At 68.7% G+C, this 12895-nt stretch carries 11 protein-coding genes; 8 read left to right on the top strand and 3 right to left on the bottom strand.

Going from position 1 to position 12895, the window contains the following annotated elements; translation table 11 throughout:
- Nucleotides 1-12: 12 nt before the first annotated feature.
- The gene (locus EB75_RS22885) at nt 13-861 is read right to left on the bottom strand and encodes a dienelactone hydrolase family protein (protein ID WP_073697556.1); all 849 of its coding nucleotides are present in this window, start codon (nt 859-861) and stop codon (nt 13-15) included.
- Nucleotides 862-946: 85 nt separating this feature from the next.
- On the opposite strand from EB75_RS22885, the gene glmS reads away from it, so the two are divergent.
- The 8 genes from glmS to EB75_RS22925 all read left to right on the top strand — a co-directional run bounded on the left by glmS (nt 947) and on the right by EB75_RS22925 (nt 10469).
- On the top strand, nt 947-2815 hold the full coding sequence (gene glmS, locus EB75_RS22890; RefSeq protein WP_073697557.1) for a glutamine--fructose-6-phosphate transaminase (isomerizing): 1869 nt from the start codon (nt 947-949) through the stop codon (nt 2813-2815).
- 181 nt (nt 2816-2996) lie between these two features.
- Nucleotides 2997-4136 (top strand): GGDEF domain-containing protein, encoded by a 1140-nt coding sequence (locus EB75_RS22895; protein ID WP_168176104.1) that lies wholly within the window; start codon nt 2997-2999, stop codon nt 4134-4136.
- A 118-nt stretch (nt 4137-4254) separates the two neighbouring features.
- Entirely contained in the window at nt 4255-5898 is a 1644-nt protein-coding gene (mdcA, locus tag EB75_RS22900; protein WP_073697559.1) for a malonate decarboxylase subunit alpha, read from the top strand.
- Between the two features lie 5 nt (nt 5899-5903).
- Nucleotides 5904-6824 (top strand): triphosphoribosyl-dephospho-CoA synthase, encoded by a 921-nt coding sequence (locus EB75_RS22905; protein ID WP_083612517.1) that lies wholly within the window; start codon nt 5904-5906, stop codon nt 6822-6824.
- On the top strand, nt 6812-7105 hold the full coding sequence (gene mdcC, locus EB75_RS22910) for a malonate decarboxylase acyl carrier protein (protein ID WP_073697560.1): 294 nt from the start codon (nt 6812-6814) through the stop codon (nt 7103-7105). The genes EB75_RS22905 and mdcC overlap by 13 nt, the downstream gene beginning before the upstream one ends.
- The gene (gene mdcD / locus EB75_RS22915; protein ID WP_073697561.1) at nt 7102-8844 is read left to right on the top strand and encodes a biotin-independent malonate decarboxylase subunit beta; all 1743 of its coding nucleotides are present in this window, start codon (nt 7102-7104) and stop codon (nt 8842-8844) included. Before mdcC ends, mdcD begins: the two co-directional genes overlap by 4 nt.
- Nucleotides 8845-8896: 52 nt before the next feature.
- Nucleotides 8897-9490 (top strand): malonate decarboxylase holo-ACP synthase, encoded by a 594-nt coding sequence (locus EB75_RS22920; protein WP_073697562.1) that lies wholly within the window; start codon nt 8897-8899, stop codon nt 9488-9490.
- A 31-nt stretch (nt 9491-9521) separates the two neighbouring features.
- Nucleotides 9522-10469, top strand: a complete 948-nt coding sequence (locus tag EB75_RS22925) for an ACP S-malonyltransferase (protein ID WP_073697563.1) — start codon at nt 9522-9524, stop codon at nt 10467-10469.
- Between the two features lie 127 nt (nt 10470-10596).
- On the opposite strand, the gene EB75_RS22930 is transcribed toward EB75_RS22925, so the two are convergent.
- Complete coding sequence (locus tag EB75_RS22930; RefSeq protein ID WP_073697564.1) at nt 10597-11835, bottom strand: HNH endonuclease; 1239 nt, start codon at nt 11833-11835, stop codon at nt 10597-10599.
- 293 nt (nt 11836-12128) lie between these two features.
- On the bottom strand, nt 12129-12887 hold the full coding sequence (locus EB75_RS22935; protein WP_073697616.1) for a DeoR/GlpR family DNA-binding transcription regulator: 759 nt from the start codon (nt 12885-12887) through the stop codon (nt 12129-12131).
- Nucleotides 12888-12895 lie beyond the last annotated feature (8 nt).

The raw sequence follows: 12895 nt of genomic DNA on the forward strand, positions 1-12895 counted from the left end.
CACGTAGGCAGATTAGCCCTTCAGCAGGGCGACGACCTTGTCTTCCAGCGGCGGGATCTCGGCGGCGGGATCGGCCGCGACGGTCTTCGGCAGCACCACGTCGGCGTCGGCGAAATCCTTGTACGTCTTGTCGCCCGTCAGCTGGAACAGCAGGTAGCCGGTCAACAGCGCGCGCACGGTCTTCTGGGTGCGGCGATGCTGCCCCGGCATGCCGAGCAGCTTGGTCAACCGGAAGCCCTCGGCCAGCCCATGCGGTTCTGCCTTGGCGACGGTGCGCACCGTCGCCGTCCGCCACGCGGCGGCCAGCTCGGTGGCGTTGGACTGGATGGTCAGCTCCGCACCCGGTGCGTTCAGGATCAGGCCGGGGACGCGCAGGCCGGCGGCCGGCTGATCGGCGTCGGGCTTACTGGCGGTCGGGAACACCGCGGCGACGGCCTTCAGTGGGTTGGCCGAGCCGAGTCCGGCGGCGGTGAAGACCGCGGCAGAAGCGCCGAAGCCGTGCCCGACGAGCCCCAGCTTGGTCGGGTGCACGCTGATCTTTCCGGGGCCCAGCCGGACCCCGGTGATGATGTCGAGGGTGGTGCCCAGGTCGAAGGACAGGTTCAGTACCGACGGCGCGATACCGGTCTCGGTGTTCGGTGCGGCGGCGACGATGCCCCAGGACGCCAGATGCTCGAGCGTGCCGTTGTAACGTGCGACACCCTGCAACCAGTCGTGGCCGAACGCCACGCCGGGCAGATTCAGCCCGGACTCCGGGGTGTAGACAGTGCCCGGCAGGCCGGCAAAACCCAGGTCACCACGCAGAACGCGGTGCGGTCCGCGGCGGGAGAGGGCACCGAAGAGCTGCTTCGTCTTGGCCACCCGATGACGTTAGCGCAGTAGTTGCGCAATGCGCGCAATGGTTGCGCAGTCCGTGGCCCCGACGGCTGCACTACCCTGGATAACCATGTGTGGAATCGTCGGCTATGTCGGGCAACGGCCGGCCCGCGACATCGTGGTCGACGCGCTGCGACGGATGGAATACCGCGGCTACGACTCTTCTGGTGTCGCGCTGGCCGATGGCCATGGGGGTCTGACCATCCGGCGGCGCGCCGGCCGACTGGCCAATCTGGAAGAGGCGCTGGCGCAGACCGACGCCGCCGAGCTCGAGGGCACCACGGGTGTCGGCCATACCCGCTGGGCCACCCACGGCCGTCCGACCGACCGCAACGCGCATCCGCACAGTGATGCCAGCGGCAAGCTCGCAGTGGTCCACAACGGCATCATCGAGAACTTCGCCGGTCTCCGTGCCGAGCTGGAAGCCGCCGGCGTCGAGTTCCAGAGCGACACCGACTCCGAGGTGGCCGTCCACCTGGTGGCGCAGGCCTACCGGCACGGGCCGACGGCCGGAGACTTCGTCGCATCGGTGCTCGCGGTGCTGCGCCGGCTCGAGGGCCACTTCACGCTGGTGTTCACCAACGCCGACGAGCCGGGCACCATCGTCGCGGCCCGCCGGTCCACTCCGCTGGTGGTGGGCGTCGGCGACGGCGAGATGTTCATCGGCTCCGATGTCGCGGCCTTCATCGAGTACACCCGTGAGGCCGTCGAGCTCGGGCAGGACCAGGCCGTGGTGATCACCGCCGACGGCTACCAGGTCCTGGATTTCGACGGCAACGACGCGTCCGACCGGGCCCGTCCGTTCCACATCGATTGGGACCTGTCGGCCGCCGAGAAGGGTGGCTACGACTACTTCATGTACAAGGAGATCGCCGAGCAGCCTTCGGCCGTCTCCGACACGCTGCTGGGCCACTTCGTCGACGGCAAGATCGTGCTCGACGAGCAGCGGCTCTCCGACCAGGAGCTGCGCGACGTCGACAAGGTCTTCATCGTCGCCTGCGGCACCGCCTACCACTCGGGCCTGTTGGCCAAGTACGCCATCGAGCACTGGACCCGGCTGCCGGTCGAGGTCGAGCTCGCCAGCGAGTTCCGCTACCGCGACCCGGTGCTGGACCGCAGCACGCTGGTGATCGCCATCTCGCAGTCCGGCGAGACGGCCGACACCCTGGAGGCCGTCCGGCACGCCAAGGGCCAGAAGGCCAAGGTGCTGGCCATCTGCAACACCAACGGCTCGCAGATTCCGCGCGAGGCCGACGCCGTCCTCTACACCCGGGCCGGGCCGGAGATCGGCGTCGCTGCCACCAAGACGTTCCTGGCCCAGGTGGCCGCGAACTACCTGGTCGGCCTGGCGCTGGCGCAGGCCCGGGGCACCAAGTACCCCGATGAAGTTGCCCGCGAATACCGCGAGCTGGAGGCCATGCCGGCGTTGGTCGAGCAGGTGCTCGAGCGGCTGGACCCGATCGCCGATCTGGGCCGGCAGTTCGCGCAGTCGCCGACGGTGCTGTTCCTGGGTCGGCACGTCGGCTACCCGGTGGCGCTCGAGGGTGCGCTCAAGCTCAAGGAACTGGCGTACATGCACGCCGAGGGCTTCGCGGCCGGTGAGCTCAAGCACGGACCCATCGCGCTGATCGACGACGATCTGCCGGTGATCGTGGTGATGCCGTCGCCCAAGGGTTCGTCGATGCTGCACGCCAAGCTGCTGAGCAACATCCGCGAGATTCAGGCCCGCGGCGCGGTCACCATCGTCATCGCCGAGGAAGGCGACGAGACGGTGCGGCCGTACGCGGACTACATCTTCGAGTTGCCGTCGACCTCGACGCTGTACCAGCCGTTGCTGTCCACCATCCCGCTGCAGGTGTTCGCCGCGTCGGTCGCCCGCGAGCGCGGGTATGACGTGGACAAGCCCCGTAACCTGGCGAAATCGGTCACCGTCGAATAGGTGTTCAGGTCAGCGCGGCTGCCCTGGACAGCTCGATCCCGCCGGTTCGCTGGCGCGATCCACACCCGTGCTTTAGCATGGGAAATTGCTGGTCAACCGCATGTGTACACGTTGCTGGACATTTGCTGTAGGCAGTCGCTGGTGGTTCGGGGTCGACGCTATTCGCTGTGAGGGCCGTAGGTTGTTGCTGGATGCTGACGCGCGTCATGCGACCGCCCGGATGGTCCGCGAATGGTGGCGCACTCCGACCGACTACCAGGCGCAGGTCGAGTACTTCGCCAAGCGGTCACTGACCGGGCTGATCCAGCTACTCGTCGGGCTCGGCGCGGGCATGGTGGGTCTGATCATCTTGATCGGCCAGTTCTCCGCAGTCCAACCCGCTGGTGCCACGGTCCGAGTCGTGTCGACCGTTTTCCTCGTCACCATGTTCGCCTGGGCCTGGACGTGGTGGCTGCGACCGTGGCCGTCGTACCGCTTGTCGCTCGCGTTCATCATCAACGTCGACATCGGCGTCACCGTGGTTGCCCTGCTCAATCAGAGGGTGCTGTCCGGCATGTTCGGTCTGAGCGCCCTGATCCTGGTCTCGTTCTACATCATCTTTTTCGACGGACCGAAAATCCTTGCGGTGCACACCACCTGGGCGGTGGCATCAATCGCGGCGATGTCTCTCGAGATCGCCGTCGCCAGCGGCGGCGATCCCGTGCTCGCGTTGGCGAAGCTGTTGTCCGGTGGGGCGCTGGCGGTAGCGCCGATTGCCGCGCACTTTGGTATCTGGGCACTGCGCAACGAAGCCAACGAAGCGGCGAATGATCCCTTGACCGGGCTGCTCAACCGGCGCGGCCTCAATCTGCACATCGACGACCTGTTGCGCGGCCACCGCAGGCGGGACGCGGATGTCGTGGTCATCGTCATCGATCTGGACCGGTTCAAAGACGTCAACGATCGCTTCGGACATGCTGTCGGTGACGAGGTGCTGGTGCGATGCGCGCGGCGGTTGGAGTCCGTCGTACACGGCGGCGCCCTGGTGGCGCGGGTCGGCGGCGAGGAGTTCGTCGTTGTCGACATCGTCGGTCCGCAGGATTGGGTGGCCGTGGCTGACCGGATCAGGGTCACGTTGTCGGGGCAGGACGACCGGGTCCCGGTCACGGCGAGCATCGGCATCACAGGTGTTCCCGTGGAGATGTTCACCGATGCGCGCGGCGATCGTTGCGACCTGCTGGCGATGTTGGTCGGCCGCGCCGACGAGGCCATGTTCGTTGCGAAACGCGATGGCGGAGATGCGATCAGTTATCTGCCACCGGTCGCCGACGCTGTGCTTTGACCGGGTGAACTCTTCGCGATCTGGCCACGGCCCCGGCCTTTTGGCGGTATAACTGGACGCGCTCACCACCGAGAAAGCCGGGGGACTCGATGTTTCAGCAAACGCGGATGGTAGTCGGGTGAGCGCCGTGGGCTGGGCCCGGCGCCGCACGGCGAAGGAGGACCGGCTGGCGGCGGTGCGCGATCACGTCGACGGCAAGGTGATCGATCCGAGCCGGCTGCGCGACGTTTTCGAAGCCGCGCTGCGGCCCGGGGACAAGGTCGCATTGGAAGGCGACAACCAGAAGCAGGCCGACTTCCTGTCCCGCACCCTGGCTCAGTGCGACCCTGGCAAGCTCAATGGCCTGCACATGCTGATCTCGTCGGTGTCGCGGTCCGAGCACCTCGACCTGTTCGAGCAGGGCATCGCGACCAAGCTCGATCTGGCGTACGCCGGCCCGCAGAGTGTGCGCATCGCGCAGATGGTCGACGACGGGACGGTGCAGATCGGCGCCATCCACACCTACGTCGAGCTGTATGCGCGCATGGTGCTCGATCTGATTCCCAATGTCGCGCTGCTGTGCGCCAAAGCCGCCGACCGGGACGGCAACCTGTTCACCGGACCGAACACCGAGGACACCCCGACCATCGCCGAGGCGGCCGCGTTCAGCGACGGGCTGGTGATCGTCCAGGCCGACACGATCGTCGATGTCGGTGAGCTACCCCGCGTCGACATTCCGGGCGACTGGGTGGACCTGGTGGTGCAGGCAGACCGGCCGTTCGACATCAAGCCATTGTTCACCCGCGATCCGCGGCATCTCGGGCCGGTGGAAATCCTCAAGGCCATGAACGCCATCCGCGGGATCTACGAGCGCCACCAGGTCACCTCACTCAACCACGGCGTCGGATTCGACACGGCGGCAATCGAATTGATCCTGCCGACGTACGGTGAGCGGCTGGGGCTCAAGGGCAAGATCGCCAGGAACTGGATTCTGAATCCGCATCCCAAGCTCATCCCCGCGATCGAGTCCGGCTGGGTGGAGTCGATTCACAGTCCCGGCGGCGAGCTCGGCATGGAGCGGTACGTCACCGCGCGCTCCGACATCTACTTCACCGGCCGCGACGGGACGTTGCGGTCCAACCGCTTCCTGTCCCAGATCGGTGGCCTGTACGGCATCGACATGTTCATCGGGTCGACGCTGCAGATCGACGGCAACGGCAACTCGTCGACCGTGACGGAAGGACGGCTCGCCGGATTCGGTGGTGCCCCGAACTTCGGGCACGACCCGGGCGGCCGCCGGCACTGCTCGCCGCCGTGGCTGAGCCTGGCCCACGGGGAGGGCGACATCATGCGCGGTCGCAAGATCGTGGTGCAGATGGCGCAGACCTGGCAGCACGCGGGCACGCCGACATTCGTCGAATCGCTCGACGCGGTCGAGGTCGGCAAGCAGGCCGGGCTGCCGATCGCCCCGGTGATGATCTACGGCGACGACGTCTCCCACGTGGTCACCGAGGAAGGCGTGGCCTACCTCTACAAGGCGCATTCGCTGGCGGACCGGCGGGCCGCGCTGGCCGCCATCGCGGGCGTGACGCCCGTGGGGCTGAAAGCCGATGCGCGGCAGACCGAGCAACTGCGCGCCGACGGGCTGCTGGCCTTCCCGGAGGACCTGAAAGTCGATGTGCGACTGGCGGATCGGTCACTGCTTGCCGCCCGCAGCATCGAGGACCTGGTGGCCTGGTCGGGTGGTCTGTACGACCCGCCGGCGCAGTTCCGGGATTGGTAGTCGAGATGCCGACAGCCCTCCGGCAACAGTCGCTCGCGCAGCAGCCGCCCCGGGAGCAGCCGCTCCGGCTGCCGCCCCGGGAGCAGCCGCCCCGCCTCGATCAGATCGCCGATGCGGCGGTCGCTGCCTTGCTCGCCGAGGCGTATCTCACGCCTAAACCGGGCCTGGTGGACGGCCGGGGGAACGCCACCCACCCTGACATGAGTCTGCCGCTGCTCGCCGCATCCGCCGAGGCGTTACGGAAACCGTTGCGCGACTGTGCCGAAGCGGCCCGGTCTCTCGCGCTGGGGCCGGTGTTGCGCGCCGAGATCGGCATCATCGGGCGTGACGGCGAGCAGCGGATGCTGGCGGCGACGGGCCGGGTGAACACCCATCGGGGTGCGTTGTGGGCGCTAGGTTTGCTCGCTGCCGGTGTTGCCGTGGCCGAAAGTGTCGATGCCGCAGCCGGTTTCGCGGCGCAGTTGGCGGCGATCCCGGACCCGGCCGGGGTGACGGCGCCGCTGTCGCACGGGCAGCGGGCCCGCGTGCGATACGGCGCCGGGGGAGCGGTCGCCGAGGCATGCGGAGGTTTTCCCCATGTCGTGTACCACGGCCTACCCGCCTTGCGTGCGACCCGCGTGCGTGGCGGCAACGCCGACTCGGCGGCGCTGGACGCCCTGATGGCGATCATGGCGAGCCTCGATGACACCTGCGTGCTACACCGTGGTGGCCGCGACGGCCTTGCCTTCGTACAACGTTGCGCGGCACAGGTTCTGCGCAGCGGCGGGCACCTCACCGCGGCGGGCCGCGCCGGCCTTGACCGGTTCTGCGCCGAGGCCGAGCGCCGGCATCTGTCCATGGGTGGCAGCGCGGATCTGCTGGCGGCCGTGCTCTTTCTCGACGCGATGTTCCCCGACCCACCGGAAGGACTGCCATGCAGACCCTGACGTATCAGTTCCCGGCCTCGCGCACGCCGCGCAGGACACATGTCGGCGTCGTCGCGTCCGGGGACCTGGAAATCCTGCTCGATGAGTCGTCGGACGCCAATGTCGCCGACGTGCGGGTGCGCACCAGCGTCGATGGTTTCGACACCGTGTGGCAGGCCACCTTGGAGCGGTTCTTCTCGCACACCCCGCTCGGGGGTCGTTGGGAGCTAAACGATTTCGGCGCCACGCCCGCTGTGGTCACGCTGCGCCTGCGCCAGGCTGCCGAGGAGGCGGCCCAGTGACCGCCACTCAGACCGCCGAGCCGCAGGAGTCCTGGCAGCGAATCCTGCAGCGCCGCAGCTTCATCGAGGGCAGCGCACTGGTCCGCGCCGAGGCACTGCTCGATCCGGGCACGATTCGAGTGCTGTGCGGGCCGTTCGACCGGCTCGAATCGCCCTGGCTGGAACCGCAGGGCATCGTGCCGCAGGCCGACGACGGTGTCCTCATCGCGCGCGGGGCCATCGACGGACACGCCGTGGTGGTGGCGTCCGTCGAGCAGGGCTTCCAGGGCGGCGGGGCCGGTGAGGTGTCCGGCGCCAAGATCACCCAGGCGCTCCGGTTGGCGGCCGAGACCACCCGGGCAGGTACCCCGACGGCGGCCGTGCTGCTGCTCGAGACCGGCGGCGTGCGCCTGCAGGAAGCCAACCTCGGACTGAACGCCGTGGCCGAACTCGGTTCGGCGCTATTGGATTTGCGGCCGCTGGCCCCGGTGGTCGGGGTCGTTGCCGGTCAGGTCGGATGCTTCGGTGGCGTGAGCATCGCCGCCGCGCTGTGCACGCGACTGATCGTCACCAAGCAGGCGCGTCTCGGGCTCAACGGCCCCGCCGTGATCGAACAGGAAGGCGGCATCGCCGAATTCGACTCGTCCGACCGGGCCCTGATCTGGGGCATCGACGGCGGCGAGCAGCGCGCCGCGCTCGGCCTCGCCGACACCGTCGTGGCCGACGACTGCGACGACATCCGGGCCGCGGTGGCCGCCGCGATCGCGGCCGGCGTCCCCGAGCCCGGCACCCACCGCAGCGAACGCATCGACGTCCTCGGCGCGCGGCTGGCCATGCTCGATCCCCAGCACGCACCAACGCCTGCCGATCTGCGCCGCATCTGGGGCGACCGTTACGAGGTGGTCGGTGAAACCGTCACGCCGACAGGCACTCTCGGCACTGGCACTGGCACTGGCACCGGCTCCGGCGCCGGCCGCGGCCGCACCTGGCTCACCGCGCTCGCGGGCACCGAGCCGACGGCCGTCATCCCCTCGGTCGCCCGCGCTGACACCCCCGGCGCGACGTACCTGGCGGTGGTACCCGACCCGGACAACCGGTTCTACCGGGCGCGCAAGGGCGAGGTCGGGCTCACCGAAGCCTGGGCGCTGGCATACGCAGTCGACGGCATCATCACCGCGGACGCCGCCGCTGACACCAAGCGCGCCATCATCGCCGTCGTCGACCTACCCAGTCAGGCGTACGGCCGCAACGAGGAGATGGCCGGCCTGCACCAGGCCATCGCCACCGCCGTCACCGCCTATCACCGGGCTCGCAACGCCGGCCACCCCGTGGTGGCAATCATTGTCGGCCAGGCACTTTCGGGCGGTTTCATCACTCACGGCATGATGGCGCAGCAGATTCTCGCCCTGGACGATCCTGGCGTCGAAATCCACGCCATGCACAAGGACGCGGCGGCGCGGATCACGCTGCGCACCGTCGACGAATTGGACCGGCTCGGCAAGACCATCCTGCCCATGAGCTACGACGTCAGAGACTGGGCCAAGCTCGGCTACTGCGACGGGCTGCTGGCCGTGTCCGATGCCGACCACCCGAGCGACGCCGACGTCACGTCGGTGCGCGCTGCCGTGCTCGCCGCGGTCGAGGCCGCCCGCCGCGGTCCGCGGGACCTGTCGAACCGGTTGGAGTCGCCCGGAGCGCTGGAAAACCGCAAGGCGTCCAGGGCGGTTCGTGACGCGATGAGCGCGCAATGGCATGACTAGGGCGGCTCGCCGGCAGGTGCCCCGGTCCGGTTCCCAGGTGCCCCGCCCCCCGGTGCCTCGCCCGCACGACCTGATCCGGGTCGCGCCGACGCTGGAGGTGACCGGACCCGACTGGGTGCGCCCGGCGCTGGCGGCGGCACCGTGGGTCGTGGTGCGTCGCGCCACCTGCCCACCTGGTCTGGTACCGGTCGGCATCCGGGGTCACTGGCGGTCACAACGCCACCCGACGGTGATCGATGCCGCCGACATCCTCGAAATACTCTCGCCGCCAGAGCTTCTGCAGCGGTTGGACCAGCTGCCAGACCTGCCGGCCGCCGCGGCCCTGCGCGCGGCCGCGGCGATCATGGCGCCGACCGGGCTGCGGTGGGGCCCTTGCGGCAGCGTCGGGTTCACCCTCGCCAGCGGGGTCGTGATGATGACCGCCGAAAGCGATCTCGACCTCATCGTCACCGCGGAACGGCTGCCGCCGCGCGACGTGCTCGTTGCGCTTGCCGCCGCCCTGAGCGAGCTGCCTGCCCGGGTGGACTGCCAGCTCGATCTACCCGCAGGCGGGGTCGCGCTGGGCGAAATTGTCCGCGCCGAAAGGGTTTTGGTGCGCACCGACAACGGACCGGTGCTGACAACCGTTGCCGAGCTGGCGGGATGAACGCTCAGCGAGGAGCGCAGGCGGATCGCGCATGAGCACCGCCTTCCTGTATCCGGGGCAGGGCTCGCAGAGAGTGGGCATGTTGGGCGCACTGCCCGACTCCGCCGCCACTCGCCAGACCCTCAGCGAGGCCACTGATGTGCTGGGCGACATCAGCGCGCTCGACAGTGCTGAGGCGCTGGGGTCCACCACCAACGACCAACTCGCCCTGTTGATCTCCGCCGTGGCTGCCACCCGGATCCTCGGTGACGAGTACGGCATCACTCCGTCGATGGTGGCCGGACACTCCGCCGGGGCGTTCGGCGCAGCGGTGGCGGCCGGTGTCCTGACATTCGCCGAGGCCCTCGAAGCGGTCCGTCGGCGCGGTGACCTGATGGCTGCGGCGTGCGCGGGCGGACAGTGGGGGATGGCCGCCGTGACCGGACTACCGCTGCGGACCGTGCGGGCGCTGGTTCCGGGCACCGCCGAGTTGTGGATCGCCAACATCAACTCGGCTGACCAGATCGTCCTCGGCGGCACGACGGCTGCGCTGGCCCACGCCCGGGAGGCTGCCCAACAGGCAGGCGCACGGGATGTCGACATGTTGGACGTGCCGGTCGCGTCGCATGGTCCGATACAGTCGGGCACCGCCGCCGCCCTCGCCGAGTATCTCGCCGACGTGCCGCACCGAACCCAGACCGCGGCCTACATGACGAACATGGGTGCACGCCGCATCGTCAATGACGCGGCCGCGGTCGTCGCGGACCTCGCAGGCTCTGTCGCACATCCCGTGCGCTGGTACGACATTGCGCGGCTGCTGCCCGAATTCGACGTCACCGCGGCCGTCCAGGTGCCGCCCGGCCACGTGCTGTGCCGCCTGGTCGCGTCGGCCGCGCCGCAGCTGACGGTGTTCAACGCCGGTGACGGGTTCGACGTGGTGGGCGCGCGGCTCGGACGCGGTGCCCGGACGCGGATCGGCGACGGGCCCAACACCCCATAACGGACCATGCGCTGCGTCGGCCGGTGTGCGGGCCTGCTGCTTCCACCCCGCTGCCGAAGCAGCAGGCCCGCGATAGGGTTTATCTCTGTTGAGTTATCAAGGTGCACAGAAGGTTTCGGGCCGTGTCTTATGCGGCGTGGTTGAGGCGCATGGTGCGGCGGTTGTAGGCGGGGATGGGTCTGCGGTGTGGGTCGACGGCCGCGGGTGGGATGAGCCAGGGGTGTCGGTCGATGCCGATGACGACGTCCCAGCCGAAGTGGTGGATGTCGGCGTGGCAGGCCGGGCAGAGCAGGCAGCCGTTGTCCAGGCTGGTGTCGCCGCCGTGAGTCCAGTGCCGGATGTGGTGCGCGTGGGTGCGCCCCGCGGGGGCGCCGCATTTGATGCATCCCCCGTCGCGTAGGTAGAGCGCTTTGCGTAGATGGGGTGGGAACAGGCGTTTGTCCCGTCCCATGTCCAGCGGCACCCGTTCGTCGTCGACGATTACGGTGGTAACCGCGGTGTCGCAGGTCAGCCGGTCCAGGGTCATCGCGCTGATCGACCCGATGAACTCCAGTTGGGCCAGGTCCGGGGCATCGGCGGGCACCGTCACCAACAACTGCGTCCGGGGCGCCGAGGCCACCTCTGCGCCGCGGGCGGCGATGTCCAGCATCGCCTCCAGCGCATCCGCGCGCCGCCGCCCGGCCGAGCGAGTGTCGGGGGAGCCGTCGGGTTCGGGCCGCGGTGCGGACAGTTCTTCGACCATCGCGACGTATTTGGCGCCGACCTCGGCATCCAGATCCGCCCGAACCTGCACCCGACCGTCCGAGGTGACGCGGTGGTCGGCGGTGTTGATGGACCGGTCCTCGGCCGCCGGCAACCCACCGTCCGCCGCGGCGACCCGGTTGCCCAGGCGCCGGGCGCGGTTCCCAATCTCAGCGGGGGTGGCCCCGGAGAAGAACTGCCCCAACAGGTCGGTCACCTGCGTGAACCGGGCCTCCTCGTCGACCGGGCCGGGTGCGCGGGCTCGAATGTGGTTGATGCCTTTGACGATCGCATCGACATGCTCACCGGAGATCGCGCCGTCGGCGGCGTGCGCCGCCAACGTGGGCAGTGCCGGCAGCGCCCCACCGACACGGACCAGGCGTTCGGCCACCGACGGCGAGCATCCCAATGTCATCAACACTTCCCGTAGCGTCCGCCCCTGCGCGGCGGCCACCCCCAACCGATCCAGAACCCCGACCAACATCGCCGCCAGATGATCGGCCACATTGCGCAGCCTCAACACACATCCCAACGCCTCCAACGCGTGGTCGCCGGCCATGTCGTCCGACGGGTGCACACCTCGGATGGTGTCGATGCTGGTGGTGAGTTCTCCCGTGATCCCCATACCTGATTCTATCGAACAAATGTTCGAATCACAAGGGTTTTCTGGCGGGTTCAAGTGTTATGTCTCAGGACACCGGTGACAGTTCCGCATCAGGACATCGGTGACACTTTTGATGGTCTTGGTGGTGCCGCTTGGGCCCGCAGGCTCGGCGGGCGGCTGTCCATGCTTCGGCCTCGAAACCGGGCCAGAAGGTGTATCGACGCAGAGGTATCACCCTGGTAGGCAACGCATACGCCGGTGACCCGCGAAACTGAAGACTCCGTGAGGGCGCGGCTCAGCAGACCGCCGCGACCTCAGGTGCGGATGACCGACGGGCCCAGCGCCTCATAGCGGTGTGCGTCCGCGGCGGGCAACTCGGTGCCGGTCACGATGGTTTCGAAATCGCCTACGTCGGCGAACCGGCAGAAGCTGGTCTCGCCGAACTTGGAGTGGGCGGCCACCAGGATGCGGCGCATCGCGACCGACACCGCGGTCTGTTTGACCGCGGCCACAGCGGGGTCCGGTGTCGTCAGCCCGTGCTCGGGTGTGATGCCGTTGGTGCCGAGGTAGGCGACGTCGATGACCAGGCTGCGCAATCGCTCCACCGCCCAGCTGTCCACCGTCGCGAGGGTCCGGCCGCGCATCCGTCCGCCGAGCAGCAACACCGTCACAGTCTCGCTGTGGGCCAGCGCCTCGGCGGCCAGCAGTGACGACGTCACGACCGTCAGCTCCCGGTCCGCCAGTTGCTCGGCGATCAATCGCGGAGTGAAACCCTCGTCCAGATAAACGGTTTCAGCTCCGTGTAGCAGATCAGCGGCCCCGGCTGCGATCCGGTGTTTCTGAGCCAGGTCGACCTGGCTGCGGTATTCCACCGTCGATTCGAATGCTGCTGTCTCCAGCGGTATGGCTCCGCCGTGGACCCGTTTGAGCATCCGGCGGCCGGCCAGCGCCTTCAGGTCGCGGCGGATGGTCTCCGACGCCACATTCAGTTCTTCGGCCAGGGCCAGCACCTCGACCCGCCCGCGGGTACGGGCGAACTCGACGATCTGGCGCTGGCGGCTGTCTGAATCCACGGATGACA

Origin of the sequence: Mycobacterium sp. ST-F2 (genome assembly GCF_001905655.1) — a bacterium.
Taxonomy (GTDB): Bacteria; Actinomycetota; Actinomycetes; order Mycobacteriales; family Mycobacteriaceae; genus Mycobacterium.